The organism is Agrobacterium sp. 10MFCol1.1, assembly GCF_000381165.1.
Classification (GTDB): Bacteria; Pseudomonadota; Alphaproteobacteria; order Rhizobiales; family Rhizobiaceae; genus Agrobacterium; species Agrobacterium tumefaciens.
The window spans coordinates 42,358-60,279 of record NZ_KB906081.1 but is presented as its reverse complement, the minus strand read 5'-3'; the positions used below and the strand labels follow the sequence as shown (position 1 = coordinate 60,279).

At 59.1% G+C, this 17,922-nt stretch carries 13 protein-coding genes; 5 read left to right on the top strand and 8 right to left on the bottom strand.

The genetic code is table 11. The features are described from left to right. Nucleotides 1-182: 182 nt before the first annotated feature. Together F617_RS0121545 and F617_RS0121540 are read left to right on the top strand one after the other, a co-directional pair. Nucleotides 183-1,331, top strand: coding sequence for an efflux RND transporter periplasmic adaptor subunit (locus F617_RS0121545; protein ID WP_026330998.1), 1,149 nt, complete (start codon nucleotides 183-185; stop codon nucleotides 1,329-1,331). A 1-nt stretch (nucleotide 1,332) separates the two neighbouring features. Then, nucleotides 1,333-4,479, top strand: a complete 3,147-nt coding sequence (locus tag F617_RS0121540; RefSeq protein ID WP_019566667.1) for an efflux RND transporter permease subunit — start codon at nucleotides 1,333-1,335, stop codon at nucleotides 4,477-4,479. Nucleotides 4,480-4,500: 21 nt separating this feature from the next. Here the strand turns inward: F617_RS0121540 and F617_RS0121535 are convergent, their stop codons facing one another. Next, nucleotides 4,501-5,043 carry an NUDIX hydrolase gene (locus F617_RS0121535; protein WP_019566666.1) on the bottom strand — a complete coding sequence of 181 codons (543 nt, stop codon included), beginning with the start codon at nucleotides 5,041-5,043 and terminating at the stop codon, nucleotides 4,501-4,503. A gap of 113 nt (nucleotides 5,044-5,156) precedes the next feature. Here F617_RS0121535 and F617_RS0121530 point away from each other — a divergent pair, with 113 nt between their 5' ends. From F617_RS0121530 to F617_RS0121520, 3 genes are all read left to right on the top strand, one after another. Continuing rightward, nucleotides 5,157-5,801: a DUF47 domain-containing protein gene (locus tag F617_RS0121530; protein WP_004431197.1), complete on the top strand. Its 645-nt coding sequence runs from the start codon at nucleotides 5,157-5,159 to the stop codon at nucleotides 5,799-5,801. Then, nucleotides 5,801-6,805, top strand: coding sequence for an inorganic phosphate transporter (locus tag F617_RS0121525; RefSeq protein WP_004431194.1), 1,005 nt, complete (start codon nucleotides 5,801-5,803; stop codon nucleotides 6,803-6,805). The genes F617_RS0121530 and F617_RS0121525 overlap by 1 nt, the downstream gene beginning before the upstream one ends. Before the next feature lie 97 nt (nucleotides 6,806-6,902). After that, complete coding sequence (locus tag F617_RS0121520) at nucleotides 6,903-7,694, top strand: Ku protein (RefSeq protein ID WP_019566665.1); 792 nt, start codon at nucleotides 6,903-6,905, stop codon at nucleotides 7,692-7,694. Nucleotides 7,695-7,697: 3 nt separating this feature from the next. Here F617_RS0121520 and ligD read toward each other — a convergent pair whose 3' ends face one another. The 7 genes from ligD to F617_RS0121485 form a co-directional block, all read right to left on the bottom strand. Then, complete coding sequence (gene ligD, locus F617_RS0121515) at nucleotides 7,698-10,190, bottom strand: DNA ligase D (protein WP_019566664.1); 2,493 nt, start codon at nucleotides 10,188-10,190, stop codon at nucleotides 7,698-7,700. 3 nt (nucleotides 10,191-10,193) lie between these two features. Further along, nucleotides 10,194-11,024, bottom strand: coding sequence for a Ku protein (locus F617_RS0121510; protein ID WP_019566663.1), 831 nt, complete (start codon nucleotides 11,022-11,024; stop codon nucleotides 10,194-10,196). Beyond that, a complete protein-coding gene (locus F617_RS0121505; RefSeq protein ID WP_019566662.1) occupies nucleotides 11,021-11,305 on the bottom strand; it encodes a hypothetical protein in 285 nt (94 codons plus the stop codon). The genes F617_RS0121510 and F617_RS0121505 overlap by 4 nt, the downstream gene beginning before the upstream one ends. 19 nt (nucleotides 11,306-11,324) lie before the next feature. Beyond that, complete coding sequence (locus F617_RS0121500) at nucleotides 11,325-12,218, bottom strand: SDR family oxidoreductase (RefSeq protein ID WP_026330997.1); 894 nt, start codon at nucleotides 12,216-12,218, stop codon at nucleotides 11,325-11,327. Between the two features lie 204 nt (nucleotides 12,219-12,422). Next, complete coding sequence (locus tag F617_RS0121495; protein ID WP_019566660.1) at nucleotides 12,423-14,762, bottom strand: EAL domain-containing protein; 2,340 nt, start codon at nucleotides 14,760-14,762, stop codon at nucleotides 12,423-12,425. A 185-nt stretch (nucleotides 14,763-14,947) separates the two neighbouring features. After that, the gene (locus F617_RS0121490; protein ID WP_026330996.1) at nucleotides 14,948-16,051 is read right to left on the bottom strand and encodes a hypothetical protein; all 1,104 of its coding nucleotides are present in this window, start codon (nucleotides 16,049-16,051) and stop codon (nucleotides 14,948-14,950) included. Between the two features lie 245 nt (nucleotides 16,052-16,296). After that, nucleotides 16,297-17,835: an ABC transporter substrate-binding protein gene (locus F617_RS0121485; protein WP_370953851.1), complete on the bottom strand. Its 1,539-nt coding sequence runs from the start codon at nucleotides 17,833-17,835 to the stop codon at nucleotides 16,297-16,299. Nucleotides 17,836-17,922: the final 87 nt, after the last annotated feature.

Genomic DNA, 17,922 nt, shown 5'->3' with positions numbered 1-17,922 from the left:
CGTCCCTTCGCCCCCTCCTTGTCTGCCAGAAAGGTTGCGACAGTATTGCGGCGCAGAAGATGCGGGCGGGTAATGCTGCTGCAATTATGAACACTTATCCAGAAGCCATCAGCCTGCAAGACAGGCGACATGACCGCTCGATCGGCGGTCACAGGATGAGTTTTGCCTGGAAGGAATATGTTATGTGGGTGAAAAGAACGATCAAGGCGGGGATCGCGCTTGCGGGCTGCGCTCTCGTCGTCACGGCTCTTGATCCGGCGCGCGGAAGCGTCGATGCGAACGAGCGCGTGAAGGGAATCGTGGCGTCAACCTCGATGAGCCCGGCCGGTATCCCGTTCGAACTGACGGCTGCGGAAATCGCAAGGATCGGCACACGAGCGATGGCGGAGCGGCTCAGCATCAGTGGCGAACTTCAGCCGGTCAGCCGTGTCGTAATCCGCGCCCGCGAGGCTGGAAAAATTCTGGATATGAATGTCAGGGACGGGCAGGCGGTGCGGGCGGGCGACCTGCTGGTACGGTTCGAAACCGAGGAACTGCAATCGACACTCCTGCTGCGGCAGAGCGACCGGGATGCAGCCGAGGCCGAACTCACACTGGCGATGCAGGCCCTCACCCGAACCGAACAGCTGGCGTCAAAAAACATCGCATCGGCTGAACAGCTCGACAAGGCGAAGAGCGATGTCGTTGTGAAAACGGCAAGGCTTCAGAGCCTTTCGGCGCAGGTGGATATCGCCCGCCTTGCCCTTCGCAATGCCGAAATCCGCGCGCCTTTTGATGGCACCATTACCCGCCGGCAGGCAGAAGCCGGCTCCCGCGTCAGTGCCGATGGTGAACTCATGACGCTGGTCGATACAAGCATGCTTGAGGCGAAGGTTCTCGTTGCCACGCGCGACATCCCACGTGTCGCCGTTGGCCAGACCGCCGAACTCGATATTGACGGCATCGGCGGCCAGCCTCTCAGAAGCACCGTTGAGCGCATCAGCCCGGTTGCCGAAGACGGGACGCGCTTTGTCGCCGTCTATCTGCGGCTTGCCAACCGCGACGGCCGGCTGTGGGGAGGAATGTTCGCCAGCGGGTCCATCCTCGTGCGCGAAAAAAACGATGCGCTTGTCGTTCCTGCAATCGCGCTTCGCAAAGACGAAACCGGCTATCACGTCCTTAAAGTCCTGAACGGCCACCTTCGCCGCCAGACGGTGGCTGTGGGATCGCGCTGGAACGATGGCAGCCTGATCGAGATAGGCGCCGGTCTAGAGGACGGTGAGACGATCCTGACCGCACCGCTTCCCGAATTGCAGCCCGACATGGCCGTTACCGTCGACAAGGCAGGCTGAGATGTTTCTGACCCGCATATCCGTCTCCCACCCTGTTTTCGCCACCATGATGATGGTGGCGCTTCTGGTCATGGGTCTTTTCTCGTTGCAGCGGCTGGGGCTCGACCTCTACCCCAATGTCGACGTTCCGGTCGTCGTGGTGTCCACCGCTTATCCGGGCGCCACGCCGGAAACGGTGGAGACAGAATTGACGCGCCCGGTCGAGGATGCGCTGAACGCCATCGGCGGTCTGGACGAGATCACGTCAACCTCCTACGAGGGACGCTCTGTCGTCGTCGCAAAATTCAAGCTCGAGGTTAAGAGCGCGACCGCGGCACAGGAGGTGCGCGACAAGATCGCCGCCATCGACGCGAATTTCCCGCAAGAGGCCAAAAAGCCGGTCATATCCAGGTTCGATCCCGCCGCCGAGCCTATCCTGTCGGTGGCGATAAGCTCGACGTCGCTCGACATACCCGCACTCACCACCCTTGCCGACCAGAAGGTGGTGCGGCAACTGACGACCGTTCCCGGTGTCGGGCAGGCAACGCTGGTCGGCGCCCGCAAGCGGCAGATCGACATTGTGATCGACGATACCCGTATGCGCGCGCTTGGGATCGGCATCAACGAAGTGGTGAGCGCGCTACGCACCGGCAACAGCAACAGCCCGGCTGGAAGGCTTGTCGATACCGTTTCCGAACGCACGATCCAGGTGCAGGGCCGCATCGCAGAACCGCAGGCGCTGCTGGACATGGTCGTCGCCCGGCGCGGTGGCGCAGCCATTTATCTTCGCGACATCGCCGCACTCTCCGAGGGGGCTGCCGACCCCGAAAACCGTGCCCTCTATAATAGCCAGACTGCGCTGGCGATCGACATCGTCAAGGTTCAGGGTGCCAACACGGTTCAGGTTGTCGCGGATGTGAGAAAGCGCCTGGACGCCCTCAATGCCGACCTTGTTCCGCAAAACGTGCAGTTGCGAGTCATTACGGACACATCCATTCCCATCCGGGAATCCGTCACGCAGGTGCAGACGACGTTGATAGAAGGGGCGGCACTTGCCGTGGCCATCGTCTTCCTGTTCCTCAATTCCTGGCGCAGCACCGTCATCACCGGACTGACGCTGCCGATCGCGATCATCGGCACGCTTGCGGTCATTGATGTTATGGGCTTCACGCTCAATACACTGAGCCTCCTGGCGCTGACGCTTTCCATCGGCATTCTGGCGGATGACGCCATCGTTGTGCGCGAAAACATCACCCGTCACCTTCACATGGGGAAATCCCATATCCGCGCAGCACTCGACGGCACGAACGAAATAGGACTTGCGGTTATCGCGACAACGGCGACAATCGTGGCGGTCTTCCTGCCTGTCGCTTTCATGGACGGCATCGTCGGTCGGTTCTTCTATGAATTCGGCATCACCGTTTCAGCTGCCGTGCTGATCTCGCTTTTCGTCGCCTTCACGCTCGATCCGATGCTATCGAGCGTCTGGTACGATCCGGATGCGCAACCCAACGCCCGGCGTGGGCCGGTGGGCCGGCTGATCGCCCGTTTTGATCACGGCTTCGAATGGCTCGCCGATCAGTATCGGCACGTGATCGGTTGGACATTGCACCACCGCCTCGTCACCCTGCTCGTCACATCAGGCATTTTTGTCGGCAGCCTGCTCATGGTGCCGTTAGTCGGTGCGGAATTCGTCCCGAATACGGATGAAGGCCGCTTCCAGATAAACGTCACGGCACCGGTCGGCTCCTCGCTGGATTACACCACGGCGAAGGTGCGGCAGGTCGAGAAGGCACTCCAGGAATTCCCGGAAGTCGAGATGCTCTATTCCACCGTCAATACCGGCGGCACCGTCGGTAAACATCGCGCCGCCGTTCTGGTGGGACTGGTGCCGCTGGAGATGCGCACCCGAACTCCGGTCACGCTGGCCGATCCGATCCGCAAACGCCTGTCGGCCATATCGGGCATAGAGGTCGCGATCCTGCAAAACGGTCTTGGCGGTGGCGAAAGCCCCGTCCAGCTCAGCATTCTTGGCGACGACCGGGCGATCCTCGAAAAGATCGCCGACGGTCTGATGGAAGACATGAAAAAAATCCCCGGCCTCGTGGATGTGACCTCAAGCACCCGCGACGTGACCTCCATCCTTTCGGTACGCCTGAAACGCGAGGCGGCAAGCGATCTCGGCATTTCCCGATCCGATCTTGCCGCAGCGCTCTCGCCGCTCATCGCCGGTGAGGACGTGTCGAAATGGACGGATGTGGGCGGTAACAGCTACGACATCGTCGTGCGCCTGCCCGGCGAGCGGCGTGCCGACACGACGAGGATCAGCGAGTTGATGATCGCCACCAGCCGCACGGCATCCAACGGCTCGCCCCTGTTGGTACGTCTGGATCAGGTCGCCGATATTACCACCGTGGAAGCACCCGCCGAAATCCGCCGCATCGACAATCGCCGCGAGGTGCTGGTTTCGGCCAACATATCCGGACGAGCGCTTGGCGAAGTGACAGACGTTTTGAAAACCCTTACCGCCGCCCGCGACCTGCCGGACGGCTACCGTATCCGCTTCGGCGGCGACGCCGAAACCATGGAGGAGACGGTTGGCCACATGGTAACCGCGCTCGCAATGGCGGTCATCTTCATCTACATCGTGCTCGCCTCGCAATTCGGCAGCTTCCTGCAACCGCTCGCCATCATGGCGTCCCTGCCGCTATCTCTCATCGGCGTCCTCGTCGGGCTCTTGGTTGCCGGCAGCACGATCAACATGTTCTCGCTGATCGGCTTCATCATGCTGATGGGCCTCGTTACAAAGAACGGCATCCTGCTTGTCGATTTCGCCAACCGCGAAAGGAAGCGTGGACTTTCGCTCAACGAAGCGCTGGCGAGCGCCGGCATCATCCGCTTCCGCCCGATCATCATGACGACGCTTGCGATGATTTTCGGCATGATTCCGCTCGGGCTGGCTGTTGGCGGTGGCGGGGCGCAGCGCGCGCCGATGGCGCACGCAGTAATCGGCGGCCTCATCAGCTCCACCCTGCTCACCCTGATCGTCGTGCCAACAATCCTGTCTTACATCGACAGCATCACCCGGCGTTTCGCCCGCCTGCTACCGAAGGCACCGGACGAGATGGGGGAGACGGGATCGACCGAACGTCCATCTTCACCATCCTAGGTTCGCCGGTGACGATTGCCGTTAGGACTTTTCTTCGGTCAGGCGTTTCCTCTTCCCCCTCGGGCGGAAGTCGACCAGAAGCGATTTCAGTTCGATTTCCCGGACGCGCCTTGCTGCCTCGTCCGGGCGAACCCATTCCAGAAGGCGTTCGCCGCGCTCCTTGAAACTCGTTTCCTCCCCGGTGATCTCGATCTGGAAGACATCGACAACGCAGGGAACGACATCGCCATTGTCGAGCATCTTGAGATAGGTGTAGCGGCCAACGGCGTCCTTCCTCACGCGGCCGCGAACGCCCGCTTCCTCCCACGCCTCGATCGCGGCAGCCTCATGCGGCTTCTTGCGTTTCATCGGCCAGCCGCGCGGAATGATCCAGCGTGCGCTGGTGCGGGAGGTGACGACGAGGATTTCGATCTCTTCGCCGCTTCCGGTATAACGGAAGCATAAGGCGGCATATTGCTGCCGGAAAGAGCCGGTGAACAGCTTTTCAGGAACAGCAGCAAGTTGCTGAAGCAATGTCAGGGAACGCGCCGGACGGGCTTTCCGGCTTTTCTTCATGGATTTCATATCCGTTGATACTGCCGATTTTCCGGGTTGCATCAATGCCCCGCGTGCATTTATGACAGTTTTATGACAATCGCTCCCCACAACTAATAAAGCGCCATTGAGGGCCAATTCGCATGATGAGCATTTTTCGCAAGCTGATGCCGCGCGAAGACCGTTTCTTCGACATGTTTAGCAAACATTCGGAAACGGTCGTCAAAGCCGCCGCAGCTCTGGACCACCTTCTGAGCGGCGTCGACGTCGAGAAAAACTGCGACCTTATCGTCGCCCTCGAAGACCAGGCGGATGATATTACCCGCGACGTTCTGCTTGCGGTGCGCCGCAGCTTCATAACGCCCTTTGATCGTGGCGATATCAAGGACCTCATCCAGTCCATGGATGACGCCATCGACATGATGCACAAGACCGTCAAGACGATCCGGCTGTTCGAGCAAACCGAATTCGACCCGCTGATGCGCGAGATGGGCCACGAGATCGTGCGTGCGGCAAGCCTCGTCGCCGAAGCCATCCCGCTTCTGGAAAAGGTCGGCACCAATGCCCAGCGCCTGTCGGTGATTGCCGAAGAGGTTACCCGCGTTGAAGGGCGCTCCGACGAACTTCATGACCAGGGCCTGAAGGACCTCTTCCGGCGCCATGGTGCGACCGGCAATGCCATGGCCTATATGATCGGCAGCGAGATCTACGGCGAACTCGAAAAGGTCGTCGACCGCTTCGAGGACGTGGCGAACGAGATCAGCGGCATCGTTATCGAGAACGTCTGATGGATGTCGCGCTTGCACTGCCGCTGCTTGTCGGCCTTATCGCCATCGCGCTGTTCTTCGATTTTCTGAACGGTCTCCACGACGCCGCAAATTCCATCGCCACCATCGTCTCCACCCGTGTATTGCGCCCGCAATATGCGGTGGCATGGGCGGCCTTCTTCAATTTCATCGCCTTCCTGTTCTTCGGCCTGCATGTGGCCGAAACGCTCGGCACCGGCATCATCGATCCGGCCATCGTCTCCCCGCAGGTCATCTTCGCGGCATTGATGGGCGCCATCGTCTGGAACATCGTCACCTGGATTTTCGGCATTCCCTCCAGCTCGTCACATGCCTTGATCGGCGGTCTCGTCGGTGCCGGCTTTGCGAAGGTCGGTTTCAATTCCATAGTCTGGTCGGGTCTTCTGAAAACCGTGGGCGCGATCTTCATGTCGCCGGCCATCGGCTTTTTCCTGGCACTGCTGCTGGTGCTTGCCGTCTCCTGGCTGTTCGTGCGCCAGACGCCCTTCGCCGTGGATCGTACGTTCCGCATCATGCAATTCATTTCCGCCTCGCTCTATTCGCTCGGCCACGGCGGCAATGACGCACAGAAGACCATGGGCATCATCGCTGTGCTGCTGTTCAGCCAGGGGCATCTTGGAGAGAGCTTCTACGTGCCGTTCTGGGTGGTGATCTCGTGCCAGTCGGCCATGGCGCTCGGCACACTGTTCGGCGGCTGGCGCATCGTTCACACCATGGGGTCGAAAATCACCAGGCTGAACCCGATGCAGGGGTTCTGCGCCGAAACCGGCGGTGCGCTGACACTTTTTGGCGCGACGTGGCTCGGCATTCCGGTATCCACCACCCATACGATCACCGGCGCCATCATCGGCGTCGGTGCCGCGCGTCGCGTCTCGGCCGTGCGCTGGGGCCTTGCGGGCAATATCGTCATTGCCTGGGTCGTGACCATGCCGGCCGCTGCCCTGATATCCGCATCTGTCTATGGTCTTACATCGCTGTTCGGCTGAGACAGAGTCCCGCCCTCTCTGCCAAAGCTCCCGGAACAAAAGCCACCCTGTGGTTGTTGATCCGGGAGACAACAGGCGACAAGGCGGATCGCGGATCATGGCACGGCAGGTTTTCTGGAAGGGCTATCTGAAGCTGTCGCTGGTGACGGCCGCAGTTTCGCTGACGCCTGCCACGACCGAAAGCAACAAATACCGCTTCCACGTTCTCAACCGCAAAACCGGCAATCGCGTCGAAAGCCGCTATGTCGACAGCGTTACCCACAAGCCGGTGGCCGCAAAGAACCAGGTAAAGGGGTTTCCCCGCGCCGAAGACGATTATGTGTTGCTGGAGGATGACGAGATCGATGCGGTCGCGCTCGAAAGCACCCGCACCATCGACATCCAGGCCTTCGTGCCCACAGGCTCTATCGACTGGATATGGTACGACCGGCCGCACTTCCTGCGCCCGGAAGACAAGATCGGCACAGAAGCCTTCAGCGTGATCCGGGAAGCCATGCGGGCAAACGGCGTTGTCGGCATTGCGCGGCTTGTTCTCTATCGCCGCGAAAGAGCGGTTCTGCTGGAACCGTCAGGCAAGGGCATCATTCTGTGGACCCTGCACTATGGCGAGGAAGTGCGCGAAAGCGTCGACGCGCTGGATCCGAAGATGAAATTCGAAAAGCCGCTGCTGGACGCGATGGAAAAACGCATCGGCAAACAGATGACGGGATGGAAACCCGCGCTGGTGCAGGATCCGATCCAGAAAAAGATCAGCGCTTTGCTGAAAACGAAGAGCAAGACCGTCTCTTCCCCGGAAAAAAAGACCGGCACGAAAACCCGGACAGGCGGCAATGTCATCAACATCATGGATGCCTTGAAGAAAAGCCTTGCCTCGGACAAGAAAGGCTGACGCTCATCGGGCCTTTTTCGGCAGGGGTCGCGCGGCAGCGAAAAAGCCGTCCCATGGATCCTTCTTCAGGGCAGAAAGGCGCGCGCCGATATTGCTGACCGTGAAGTGTGCCGGACCTATCTCATCTGAGAGTTCCGTCCATTCGATTGGCGCTGAAATGGCGGCTCCCGGTCGGGCACGTGTCGAATAGGGCGCAACAGCCGTATTGCCCCTGCCATTACGCAGATAGTCGAGGAAGATGCGGCCCTTGCGTTTCGCTTTGGTTGCCACCGCAAGATATTTCTCCGGCTCTGCCTTGGCCATGTCATCCGCCATGGTCTTTGCAAAGGCCTTCAACGCCGGCCATCCCGCTTCCGGTTTCAAGGGTGCCACTACATGCAACCCCTTGCCGCCGGAGGTTTTCACGAAAGCGGCCAGACCGGCATCTTCGAAACGCCGCTTCAGTTCCAGTGCCGCGCCGATTACCTCCTGCCATGACACGTCCTCGCCGGGGTCTATATCCATGGTGATCATGTCAGGCTTTTCCCAGTTCGCGGTTGTCGCCCCCCATGGGTGAATTTCAAGCGCAGCGGACTGGACCAGGGCCATCATGCCATCGAAATCCGTAATCCTGATCAGTGGTTCCCCGCCCTTGTCCTTCGGATCCTTGATCTGTTCTATCGCCTTGTTCACACCGCGCCATGCGTGTTTCTGGAAGAAACGCTGACCATCGATCCCTTCAGGACAACGCAGCAGCGCCAGAGGCCGGTTAACGACAAAGGGGGCCATATAGCGCCAGACCTGAGTGTAATAATCGGCAAGCCCTTCCTTGGTCACGCCATCGTCCGGCCAATAAAGTCGTTTCGGATGGGTGAACTTGATCTTTGACTGCGGCGTCCCTTGTTCCGACACGGCTTTATCCTCGCGTTCGATTTCGCCCGCCGGCTTGTCTTCCCGCAAGCCGCGGAATGATGCATGGCGCAGATTGCCATCTCCGGACCAGGCACGAAACTCCACTTCTGCAACCAGTTCCGGCTTGACGAAATAGAGGTCGCGGCGCGCAAGTGCCGTTAGCTTTTCGCCGAAAGGGCTGTCATCGATGCCCAGCGGCTTCAGGCGGCCAAGCAGCATTTCGGCAATGTCAGCGGTATAGCCGGTGCCGACGCGGCCGACATGACGCAGCTTGCCGTCCTCATAAACGCCGAGCGCCAGCGAGCCGATGGCATTATCCGACGCGGATGACAGCGTGTAGCCGCCGATGACGAACTCCTGCCGCATCGAGCATTTGGATTTCACCCAGTTACCCTTGCGGCCCGAGACGTATTTGCTGTCCTTGACCTTGGAGATAACGCCCTCGAGGCTGAGGCGGCAGGCATGATCGAGAACAAGCCCGCCGCTTTCCTCGAAATGTTCGCTGTAGCGAAGATGCGGGTTGCTGGCGGGCAGCAGCTTTTCCAGTAGCGCCTTGCGATCCGTCAGCGCCGCACCGCGCAAATCCGTGCCATCCAGATACAGGAGATCGAAGGCATAAAAAACGAAGCGGTCGCTGCGCCCTTCGCTCAAGTCCTGTTGCAAGGCTGAGAAATCCGAGGCGCCGCTGTCCCGTTCCACCACGATTTCGCCGTCGATCATCAGCGTTTCGGCCGGCAGCGACTTGAGCGCTCCCGCCACGGCATCGCCGAACTTTTCGGTCCAGTCCAGTCCGCTACGGGTCAGAAGCTGGAGTTTGCCGTGGTCGATACGGACCTGCAGGCGATAGCCGTCGAACTTGATCTCATGCAGCCAGCGGGAGCCTTCCGGTGGCTTGGGTTTCAGCGTCGCAAGTGCCGGCGGCACGAAGGATGGCAGCGCCTGTTTGCGGGCACCTTTCGGCAGGGCATGCGCCTGTTTTTTGCCCGAGGAAGAACTAACGGTCTTTTTCGATGCGGGCTTCGAATTCCAGGTGTCCTTCGGCTTGGCGGCAACTTCTTCAACACTTCGGCCAGTCTTCACGGATTCCGGCCGCTCCTCCAGAATATCGGCGCCGCCATCATGCCTTGCCTCTTCGTCGTCGCCCTTGATCAGCAGCCAGTTTTCACGGCTTTCACCGGGCTTTCCATGCATACGCACAAGATGCCAGCGGCCTTTAAGCTTTTCGCCCTCCAGTTCGAATTCGAGATGGCCTTTGCGGTAGCCTTTCTTCGCGTCGCCAATCGGGCGCCAGACACCACGATCCCAAAGAATGACAGTGCCGCCGCCATATTGACCTTTCGGGATTACGCCTTCGAAGTCGCCGTAGCTTAGAGGGTGGTCCTCGACATGCACCGCAAGGCGCTTGTCCTCCGGGTCAAGGCTCGGCCCGCGGGTTACCGCCCAGCTTTTAAGGACGCCGTCCATCTCCAGCCGGAAATCGTAATGCAGCCGGCGGGCATCGTGCTTCTGTATGACGAAACTCGATCCCTGCGCATCGACCTTGTCGCCCTTCGGCTCCGGCGTCTTGTCGAAACTGCGCTTGGCGTTATAGCTCTGCAAACCCATGGATCAGCTCGCTTTCCGGGAGGATTTGCGCCCCGCACCAGCGGTAGATTTTCCGCTGTCGCCGTCACCGGCGCTGCGGCGCAAAGCCTCCTTCAAGTCGATGATGTTATCTTGCTTGCGCGGCGGCTGTTTGCTGATTTCCCTACCCTCGATCTTCGCCTTCACCAGTTCCGCCAGCGCATCATTGTAACGATCGGTATATTCCGCCGGATCGAATGTGCCTGCCCGTTTCCCGATGATGTGACCGGCGAGCTCAAGCATCTCTTCATCGAACTGAATATCGGGAATGGACTTGAAAACGGTGGTTTGCGAGCGAACCTCGTAGCCGAAATTCAAGGTCGTCGCCACGAGCGCCTTGCCGCTTGGACGGATCAACAGCACGCGGTTTCGGCGAAAGAGTACCGCTTCGCCAAGTGCCGAGACCTTCTCGTCGTCCATGGCTTTTGCCAGCAGCGTCAAAGCCTCTTCGCCACCCTCCTGCGTCGGCGCCAGATAATAGGATTTATCGAAATAGAGCTTGTCGATCTCGTCGTGGCTCAGAAAATGCCTGATGCGGATGACCTTGTCGTTTTCCGGCATCAGCGTTGCGATCTCATCTCCCTCAATGACAATATGGTCGCCATTGTCGAGTTCATATCCCTTAACCTGATCCTCGCGGTCGACAGCGTCGCCGGTATCGCTATCGACATATTGCCGTTCGACGCGATGGCCGGTCTTTCGGTTGACGATGTTGAAGGAGATCTTTTCCGATGAAGTGAGCGCGGAATAGAGACCGATTTCACAGTTGAAATCGCCGAATGTCAGATGACCCTTCCAGCTCGCTCTCCGGTTCATGATCGCCGCCCATGGTCGTCTTGAGAGGATTGGCCTCTGCCCCGGTCCGCAGCAAGGATACGCTCGATAGCGGGAACGTCCGCATCGGCCAGCACCGGCACAGGGTCGGATGCCATCGCCTCCAGCACCTCAGGCGAAAGCCCGCCATTGCGGATGACCCATTCCATGGCTTCGCGCGTTTGCCGCTCGGCCTTCAGCTGCGCATAAAGCGCCAGTATCAGCCGCTCGCGGACATCGAAGGGCTTCACATCTCTGTCTGAACGTTCTGTCTGTCGTTTCATGTCAAGTCCTCAAAGCCGATCAGGCAACGCCCCGGCCTCCGGTCACACCATAGACCTCGCCATTGATGAAGCTGCCATCCTGCGAAGCCAGCAGCACATAGACCGGAGCCAGTTCGACAGGCTGGCCTGGACGGCCAAAATCGCTGTCCTTACCGAAATTCCTGACCTTTTCGTCCGGCTGCCCGCCGCTTGGCTGCAAAACCGTCCAGAAGGGACCAGGCGCGACGACATTTGCCCGCACGCCTTTTTCGATAAGCTGTTTGGCGAGCGCTTTCGTATAGGCAACGATGCCGGCTTTCGTAGTGGCATAATCAAGAAGAATGGGAGACGGCTCATAGGCCTGTATGGATGCGGTGGTAATCACCGACGATCCGGGCTCAAGATAAGGAACGGCGGCCTGCGCAATCCAGTGCAGCGCGTAGAGATTGGTCTTCATCGTGCGGTCGAAATCTTCAGTCGACAGCTCGGCGATACCCTCGCGATATTGTTGTCTCGCGGCATTGATCACCAGAATATCGAGGCCGTTGAGATCACCTACCGCTTTTTCAACCAGTTCGCGGCACCATGCCTCATCGGTAATATCTCCGGGTAAGGCGACCGCCACGCGTCCTTCCGCTTCGATAAGTGCAACCACCTCTTCGGCGTCCGATTCTTCCTCCGGCAGATAGGATATCGCGATATCTGCACCCTCCCGCGCAAATGCGATAGCCACGGCGCGACCGATGCCGGAATCACCGCCGGTTATGAGCGCCTTGCGCCCGGCAAGCTTGCCGCTGCCGCGATAGGTCTTTTCACCATGATCAGCGAAAGGCATCATGTTCGTGACCAGCCCCGGCATTTCCTGAGTCGGCGTTGAAAAGGGTGGGCGCGGATACTGGTTGCGCGGGTCCTGCGGCTCAAGGCGGTCTGTCATTGGTTTCTCCCAGAGATAGAATTCCATCCTTGGTGCGTCTCATGACCAGCGAATTCATCATCGGAAGGTCAGGGCTGTCGTCTGCCGCCGGCTGCGGCGGTGACACGGACGCACCACACACAATCCTAACGATCTGCGTTCGCTCTCGTTCCATTGGCGTAGGAGAATGGAATTACGACGGCATCACGCCGCCGCACTCCTCTTTCAGACGGAATGTTTCTTCCGCTTGCCAGTGCTTGCCGCCGCGGCAGGAGCCACATCCGGCCTGCCGAAGAGATAACCCTGCGCCTGCGCGCAACCTTCATCGACAACCATGCGATATTGCGCGTCGGTTTCGATACCCTCCGCCGTCACTGGCAGATCGAGGCTGCGACCGAGGCCGATCACCGCGCGCACGATGGCGCGGGCATTATCATCCTCGCTCATGGCGGCGATGAAGCTGCGGTCGATCTTGATCTTGTCGAAGGGGAAGCTCTGCAAGTTGCTGAGCGATGAATAGCCGGTGCCGAAATCATCCATGACGATGGCCACACCCAGCGCCTTCAACTGGTTGAGGATGATCAGCGTCGCCTTGCGGTCCTTCAGCAACGCGGCTTCGGTGATCTCGAGTTCCAGCCGGTTCGGCGAAAGGCCGGACTGCATGAGGACCGTGCATACGACATGGCCGAGATTTGCGAGCGAAAACTGCAATGGTGAAACATTGACTGCGATTTTCAAGTGCGGCGCCCAGGTGCTCGCCTGGCGGCAGGCCTCGCGCAGCACCCATTCGCCGAGCGAGATGATGATCCCGCTTTCCTCTGCAATCGGAATGAAGACATCCGGAGGTACGACACCCCGTGTCGGATGCTGCCAGCGTACCAGCGCCTCATAACCAACGACCTGACCACATTCGACGGAAAGGACAGGTTGATAGTTCAACACCAATTCGTTGCGGTTGATGGCGAGCCGCAGATCCGTTTCGAGCTGGCGGCGCTCGCGGGCCTCCTGATCCATCAGGGGATCATAAAAGGACAATATTCCGCGCCCACCCATCTTGGCGCGGTAAAGCGCCAGATCAGCGGCGTGCAAGATGCTTTCGTTGCTGTTGCCATCCCGCGGAAAGACAGCGATGCCGATGCTGACGCCGACAGCGGTCGGGTCGTTGGCCGCATTCATTCTTAACCCGAACATGGCAAGGATTGTCTCGGCAAGCAGACGTGCCTCCTCCGATTTGGTGTGCCGGGCAGTCAGGATAACGAATTCATCGCCCCCGAGACGGGCGACGATATCTCCCGGCCTTGCGCATTCATCGAGGATGGTCGCAACTTTTTTCAGCACCCGGTCGCCCTCGGCATGGCCGAAAATGTCGTTGACCGCCTTGAACCGGTCGAGATCGAGCGCCAGCAAGGCAAACTCATCCTCCGCGTCGCAATGTTCGATCTGCTGGTGCAGCCGCGTCTGGAACATGGTGCGGTTCGAAAGGCCGGTCAGCACATCGTGGCGGGCCAGATATTCGATCTCCCTTTGCGCCTCCCGCTTTTCCGTCAGGTCGCGGATCGCCAGCACTTCGCAAGGATGGCCGCGATACTCGATTGTGCGCACGGCAAGCTCGAATACCTGCGGCCGATCGGCGCGTTCGCGGATTGCCTCAACCGGCGCGAGGCGCGGCAGATAGGTGGGCTGTCCGTCCATGGCCTTGAAGAGATCATCTGGATTTTTACCCATCAGCGATACCTCATCGCTGCCGACAAGCCCGGCAAAACGGGTGTTCAGCTCAACAATGCGGCCATCACGGACCACGGCAAGACCATCCAGCGTCGCATCCACAAGCCCCTTAAGATCGACAAGGTAACGGTCAACGAGAGCGGCGGTGGCAGTGGCTGCGAGGACCAGGAAAGTCACGCCCGAAACGGCAGCAATCATGATTACTCTGGCGAGATTGTCGGGATCCGGGCCAGCGACGGACGGATCCGGCGACAGGATCGTGGCCGACATGGCGGTGAAATGCAAAGCGCAGATTGCCAAGATCGAACATCCGGCCGGAATGACGATGCGTTTCCATGCGGCGAAGCGAAGGAACAGGAAAAAGGCCAGCAGAAAAAATACCCAGGCAACGGCAAAGCCACCCAAAACGGGGCCCCAGCGATAGCTGATCGTGGCGGCCACATCCATGCCCGCCATGCCGACGAAATGCATGACGGCAACCGAAAGGGTAACCAGCGTTCCGACGATAACGGGACTGTAGCTCGCCTGCGAGCGCGCCCTGAGCGCCAGCCAGAACCCCAGAACGGCCAGAACCGCCGACAGCGCCGTGAACTGGAAATCAAAGCCGATCGGGACTGAACCCTTATAAGCAAGCATGGCAACGAAATGCGTGGCCCAGACGCTGAGCCCCGCTGCAAAGGCGGCAACCAGCACCCAGTAAGGCTTGCGGCCAGCCGGGCTTTCTTCCGCACGCAACAACAAATGGAAAAAAGCATGCATGCCAAGCAGGCAAATAACCGCTGCAAGCAGCACGATCGCATGATCGTGTTGTACCGCAACGCATTCCAGAACCGTGAACATGATGCACTCTCCCAGCCTCGAGAACCGCCCACGATCGCACTATGGAGTTGGTTTATTTATAAATCTCTAATGCAACTTTGGATAATTGATCGATCTCATCGACAAAGAGCCAGGAGACGCCGGGCCGACGCGCCAGCCCATAAAGCTCTTGCGACCGGCCCAATAAACGCCAAGAGAGAAAGCCTTTATTTCCAGCTTCGAAAATCGTCCCCGGCACAACCGAAAGGTGCCGGACCATCAGCAAAACGCTCCTGCAGACGCGCGCAGCCCCACTCGTTGAGCGCCGCGGGCATCATGTTGTTGAGGTCCATGCCCGGAGAGTTGAATTGCGAAGGCGCGCTGGTGACGTACCACAGCCAGTACCCCAAGGTTGCAACGACGATAAAGGCGACAATTGCAACGAACGTTGCCAGCCGTCGCGCAAGGCTTGGGGCTTTTGTCACCGCCGCGCCGGGGGCGGGTACACCCTCCTGCCCACGGTTCGCAAGCACCGGTTCGAGCGAAGCAAGTGCTTCCGCTCTTTCCTGTTCCGATAGGTCAATTCGCTCCAGCTGATCGTCAAGCAGAACAGGCAGCGGGGTTTCACCGTGCCAGACCGCCAGTGCGACATCGTGTTTCCCGGTGTGGCCGACGACGACCGGGATTCGCCCTCTCTCCAGGGAGGTAAAGGATTGCCTCTTCGTCTTCCCCTCCCTGACCGTATCGGCATAGGTCACGAAAAGACGGCTGCGTTTTTCGGCGACCGCCGTCAGCGCCACCGGAATAACAGTCAATGGCGCCGGGTGCCGCAGACGCAGACGAGCCCGCAAGGTGCGGATAAGTGTAAGCAGCAGTGCGAAACAGCCGAAACCGAGCAGGGCAACGAACACGCCCAGGGTTATGATCCGGTTCCAGAGCATATCGAGGCCAAGTGAAATCGTTGCAAGTTCGGGATTCTTCGCCGAAATGACCAGACCGGTTTCATAGTCACCTGAATGGAAATCGACGAACATAACCTCGACATCCTTCTTGTAGCTCACACCGCCATGGTCGTAGGAAAGCTCCGCTTCGCAATTCGTGAAGATCGCCTTGCGGGTCTTGCAACTGCCGTTGATATCGCCGCTTTCGATCTCCAGCGGGTCGCGGCTGATCTGATAGTCGCGCAACACACCCGGGCCTTCGGCCACGAGCAGGACGACTGTAATCACCAGCAGCACGGGAATGGAGAAATAATAGGCCGCCGGTACCGAAATGACACCGCGCTTCAAACTGAGCGGCCTTGCGGGAAGTTTTATTTGTGGGAAGCTCATGGTGCCAACGCATTTAGTGGAATGTGAGCGAGCGGGGTTTGGGAATCCCGCTCTGGGAAAGGGTCGATCGCTGCACGGTCTAACCCGCTAAAGCCATCGCGAAAACCCCAAGAATTCAAGGATGCGGGCGTAATAGTTCGCACGGCGGCCCTGTCTTAATTGGCCAGCAAGCAGTCGGGGGCCCCACAAAAAAACGGGCGGTAAATTCACCGCCCGTCACATGTTTTCCGTCTAGTGGTTTGCAGTCACTGCTTCGTCACGTTTTCCAGTCGCGTCGTCTGGCTTGGGTGACCGACATAATCCTTGACGCGCGACGTCAAAACGATCGGCTCGTATCTCTCGAAGAGAGGCAGAACCGCTGGCTTCTGCGCGACGAACATTTCCTGCATCTGGGTGTAGATTTCCCCACGTTTCTTGGCATCGGGCTCAAGGGAAGCCTTTGCGGTCAGAGCCGTCAGTTCCGGAATGTCCCAGGCAGAGCGCCAGACGAAATTGCCGGCATTGTTGGCAGCAAGCGAGTTGTCGGGGTTACTGGAGAACTGCTCCATCGAGCCGAGGACGTTGGGCATATAGGCGCCCGTCTGCGGAATGAGCAGATCGAAGTCTCGCGCACGGTGAGCGGCAATCACATCCGAACCGTTACCCTGCTGAATGTTCACCTTGATACCGACCTGGCTCAGCGATGCCTGGATGGCCGTAGCAAGATCGATACGCGGCGTTTGGGCAATTGTCTTCAGATTAAGCGTGAAGCCATTCTCATAACCGGCTTCCTTCAGAAGAGATTTCGCTTTCTCGACATCAAGCTTCCAGTCGGGGCTTGGAATGGCATATTCGAAATTCTCCGGAACCGGCACCGTGCGCGCCCTGCCATAGGGGCCCATGATGGTCTTTTCCATTCCCTTGTAGTCGATGCCGTAAGCAATCGCTTCGCGAACCTTGGGGTTGGAAAGAGGCTCCTTGCCGGCATTCATGGACAGGACGTAGAAACCACCCGTCGGCACGCGCTGGATCTGAAAACCTTCCTTGTTGTTGAAGGTCGCAAGGTCGGATGCCGTCAGCGCGCTGGCAATGTCGATGTCGCCTCGCTCCAGCATCAGGCGCTCCACCTGGCTTTCCGGTACATGCCGCACGATCACGCGACGCATTTTCGGGCTGCCGGCTACATAGTCCTTGTTGGCCTCAAGAATGATGATTTCGTTCGGCGACCAGCGATTGAGGGTGAAGGGTCCTGAACCGGCGGAATTTGTTCTCAGCCACGCATTGCCCCAGTCGCCATCAACTTCATGGGACTTGAGCTCCTTGCTGTCGACGACACTGGCAATGACCATCGCCAGACGATAGAGCAGCAGTTCGGATGTCGTTTGCCCTGACAGTTCGATGCGGACCGTCTTCTCGTCCGGGGCGCTCACCAGCTTGTCGACATTTTCCGCGTTGTAACCAACGCGCTTGAGGTTGGCGGCCGCCGCCTGATTCATCTTCAAAAGGCGGCTGAACGAATAAACCACATCTGCGGAGGTAACGGGATTGCCCGAGGCAAAGTTGGCGGCGCGAAGATGAAACGTGATGCCCTTGTCATCTGTCTCCCAGCGCTCTGCCAGCTGCGGCGAAACCTTTCCCGAGCCATCGACCGAGATCAGCCGATCGTAAAGATTGGCCATGATTTCGTTGGCTTTCGCTTCGGTGGCCTGATGGGGGTCTAGCGACAGCACCTGGGCAAGCGACGTCCCGACGACGAGCTGGTCGTTGGGGGTCTTGGCCGCCACCGGCGACGCCTGCACCAACATGGCGCCCAGAACGGTGGTGAATGCGAGACGGATCATCGATTTTTTCATACCTGCTCCTCCTACAGATCGGTAATTGCAAGCCGGCAG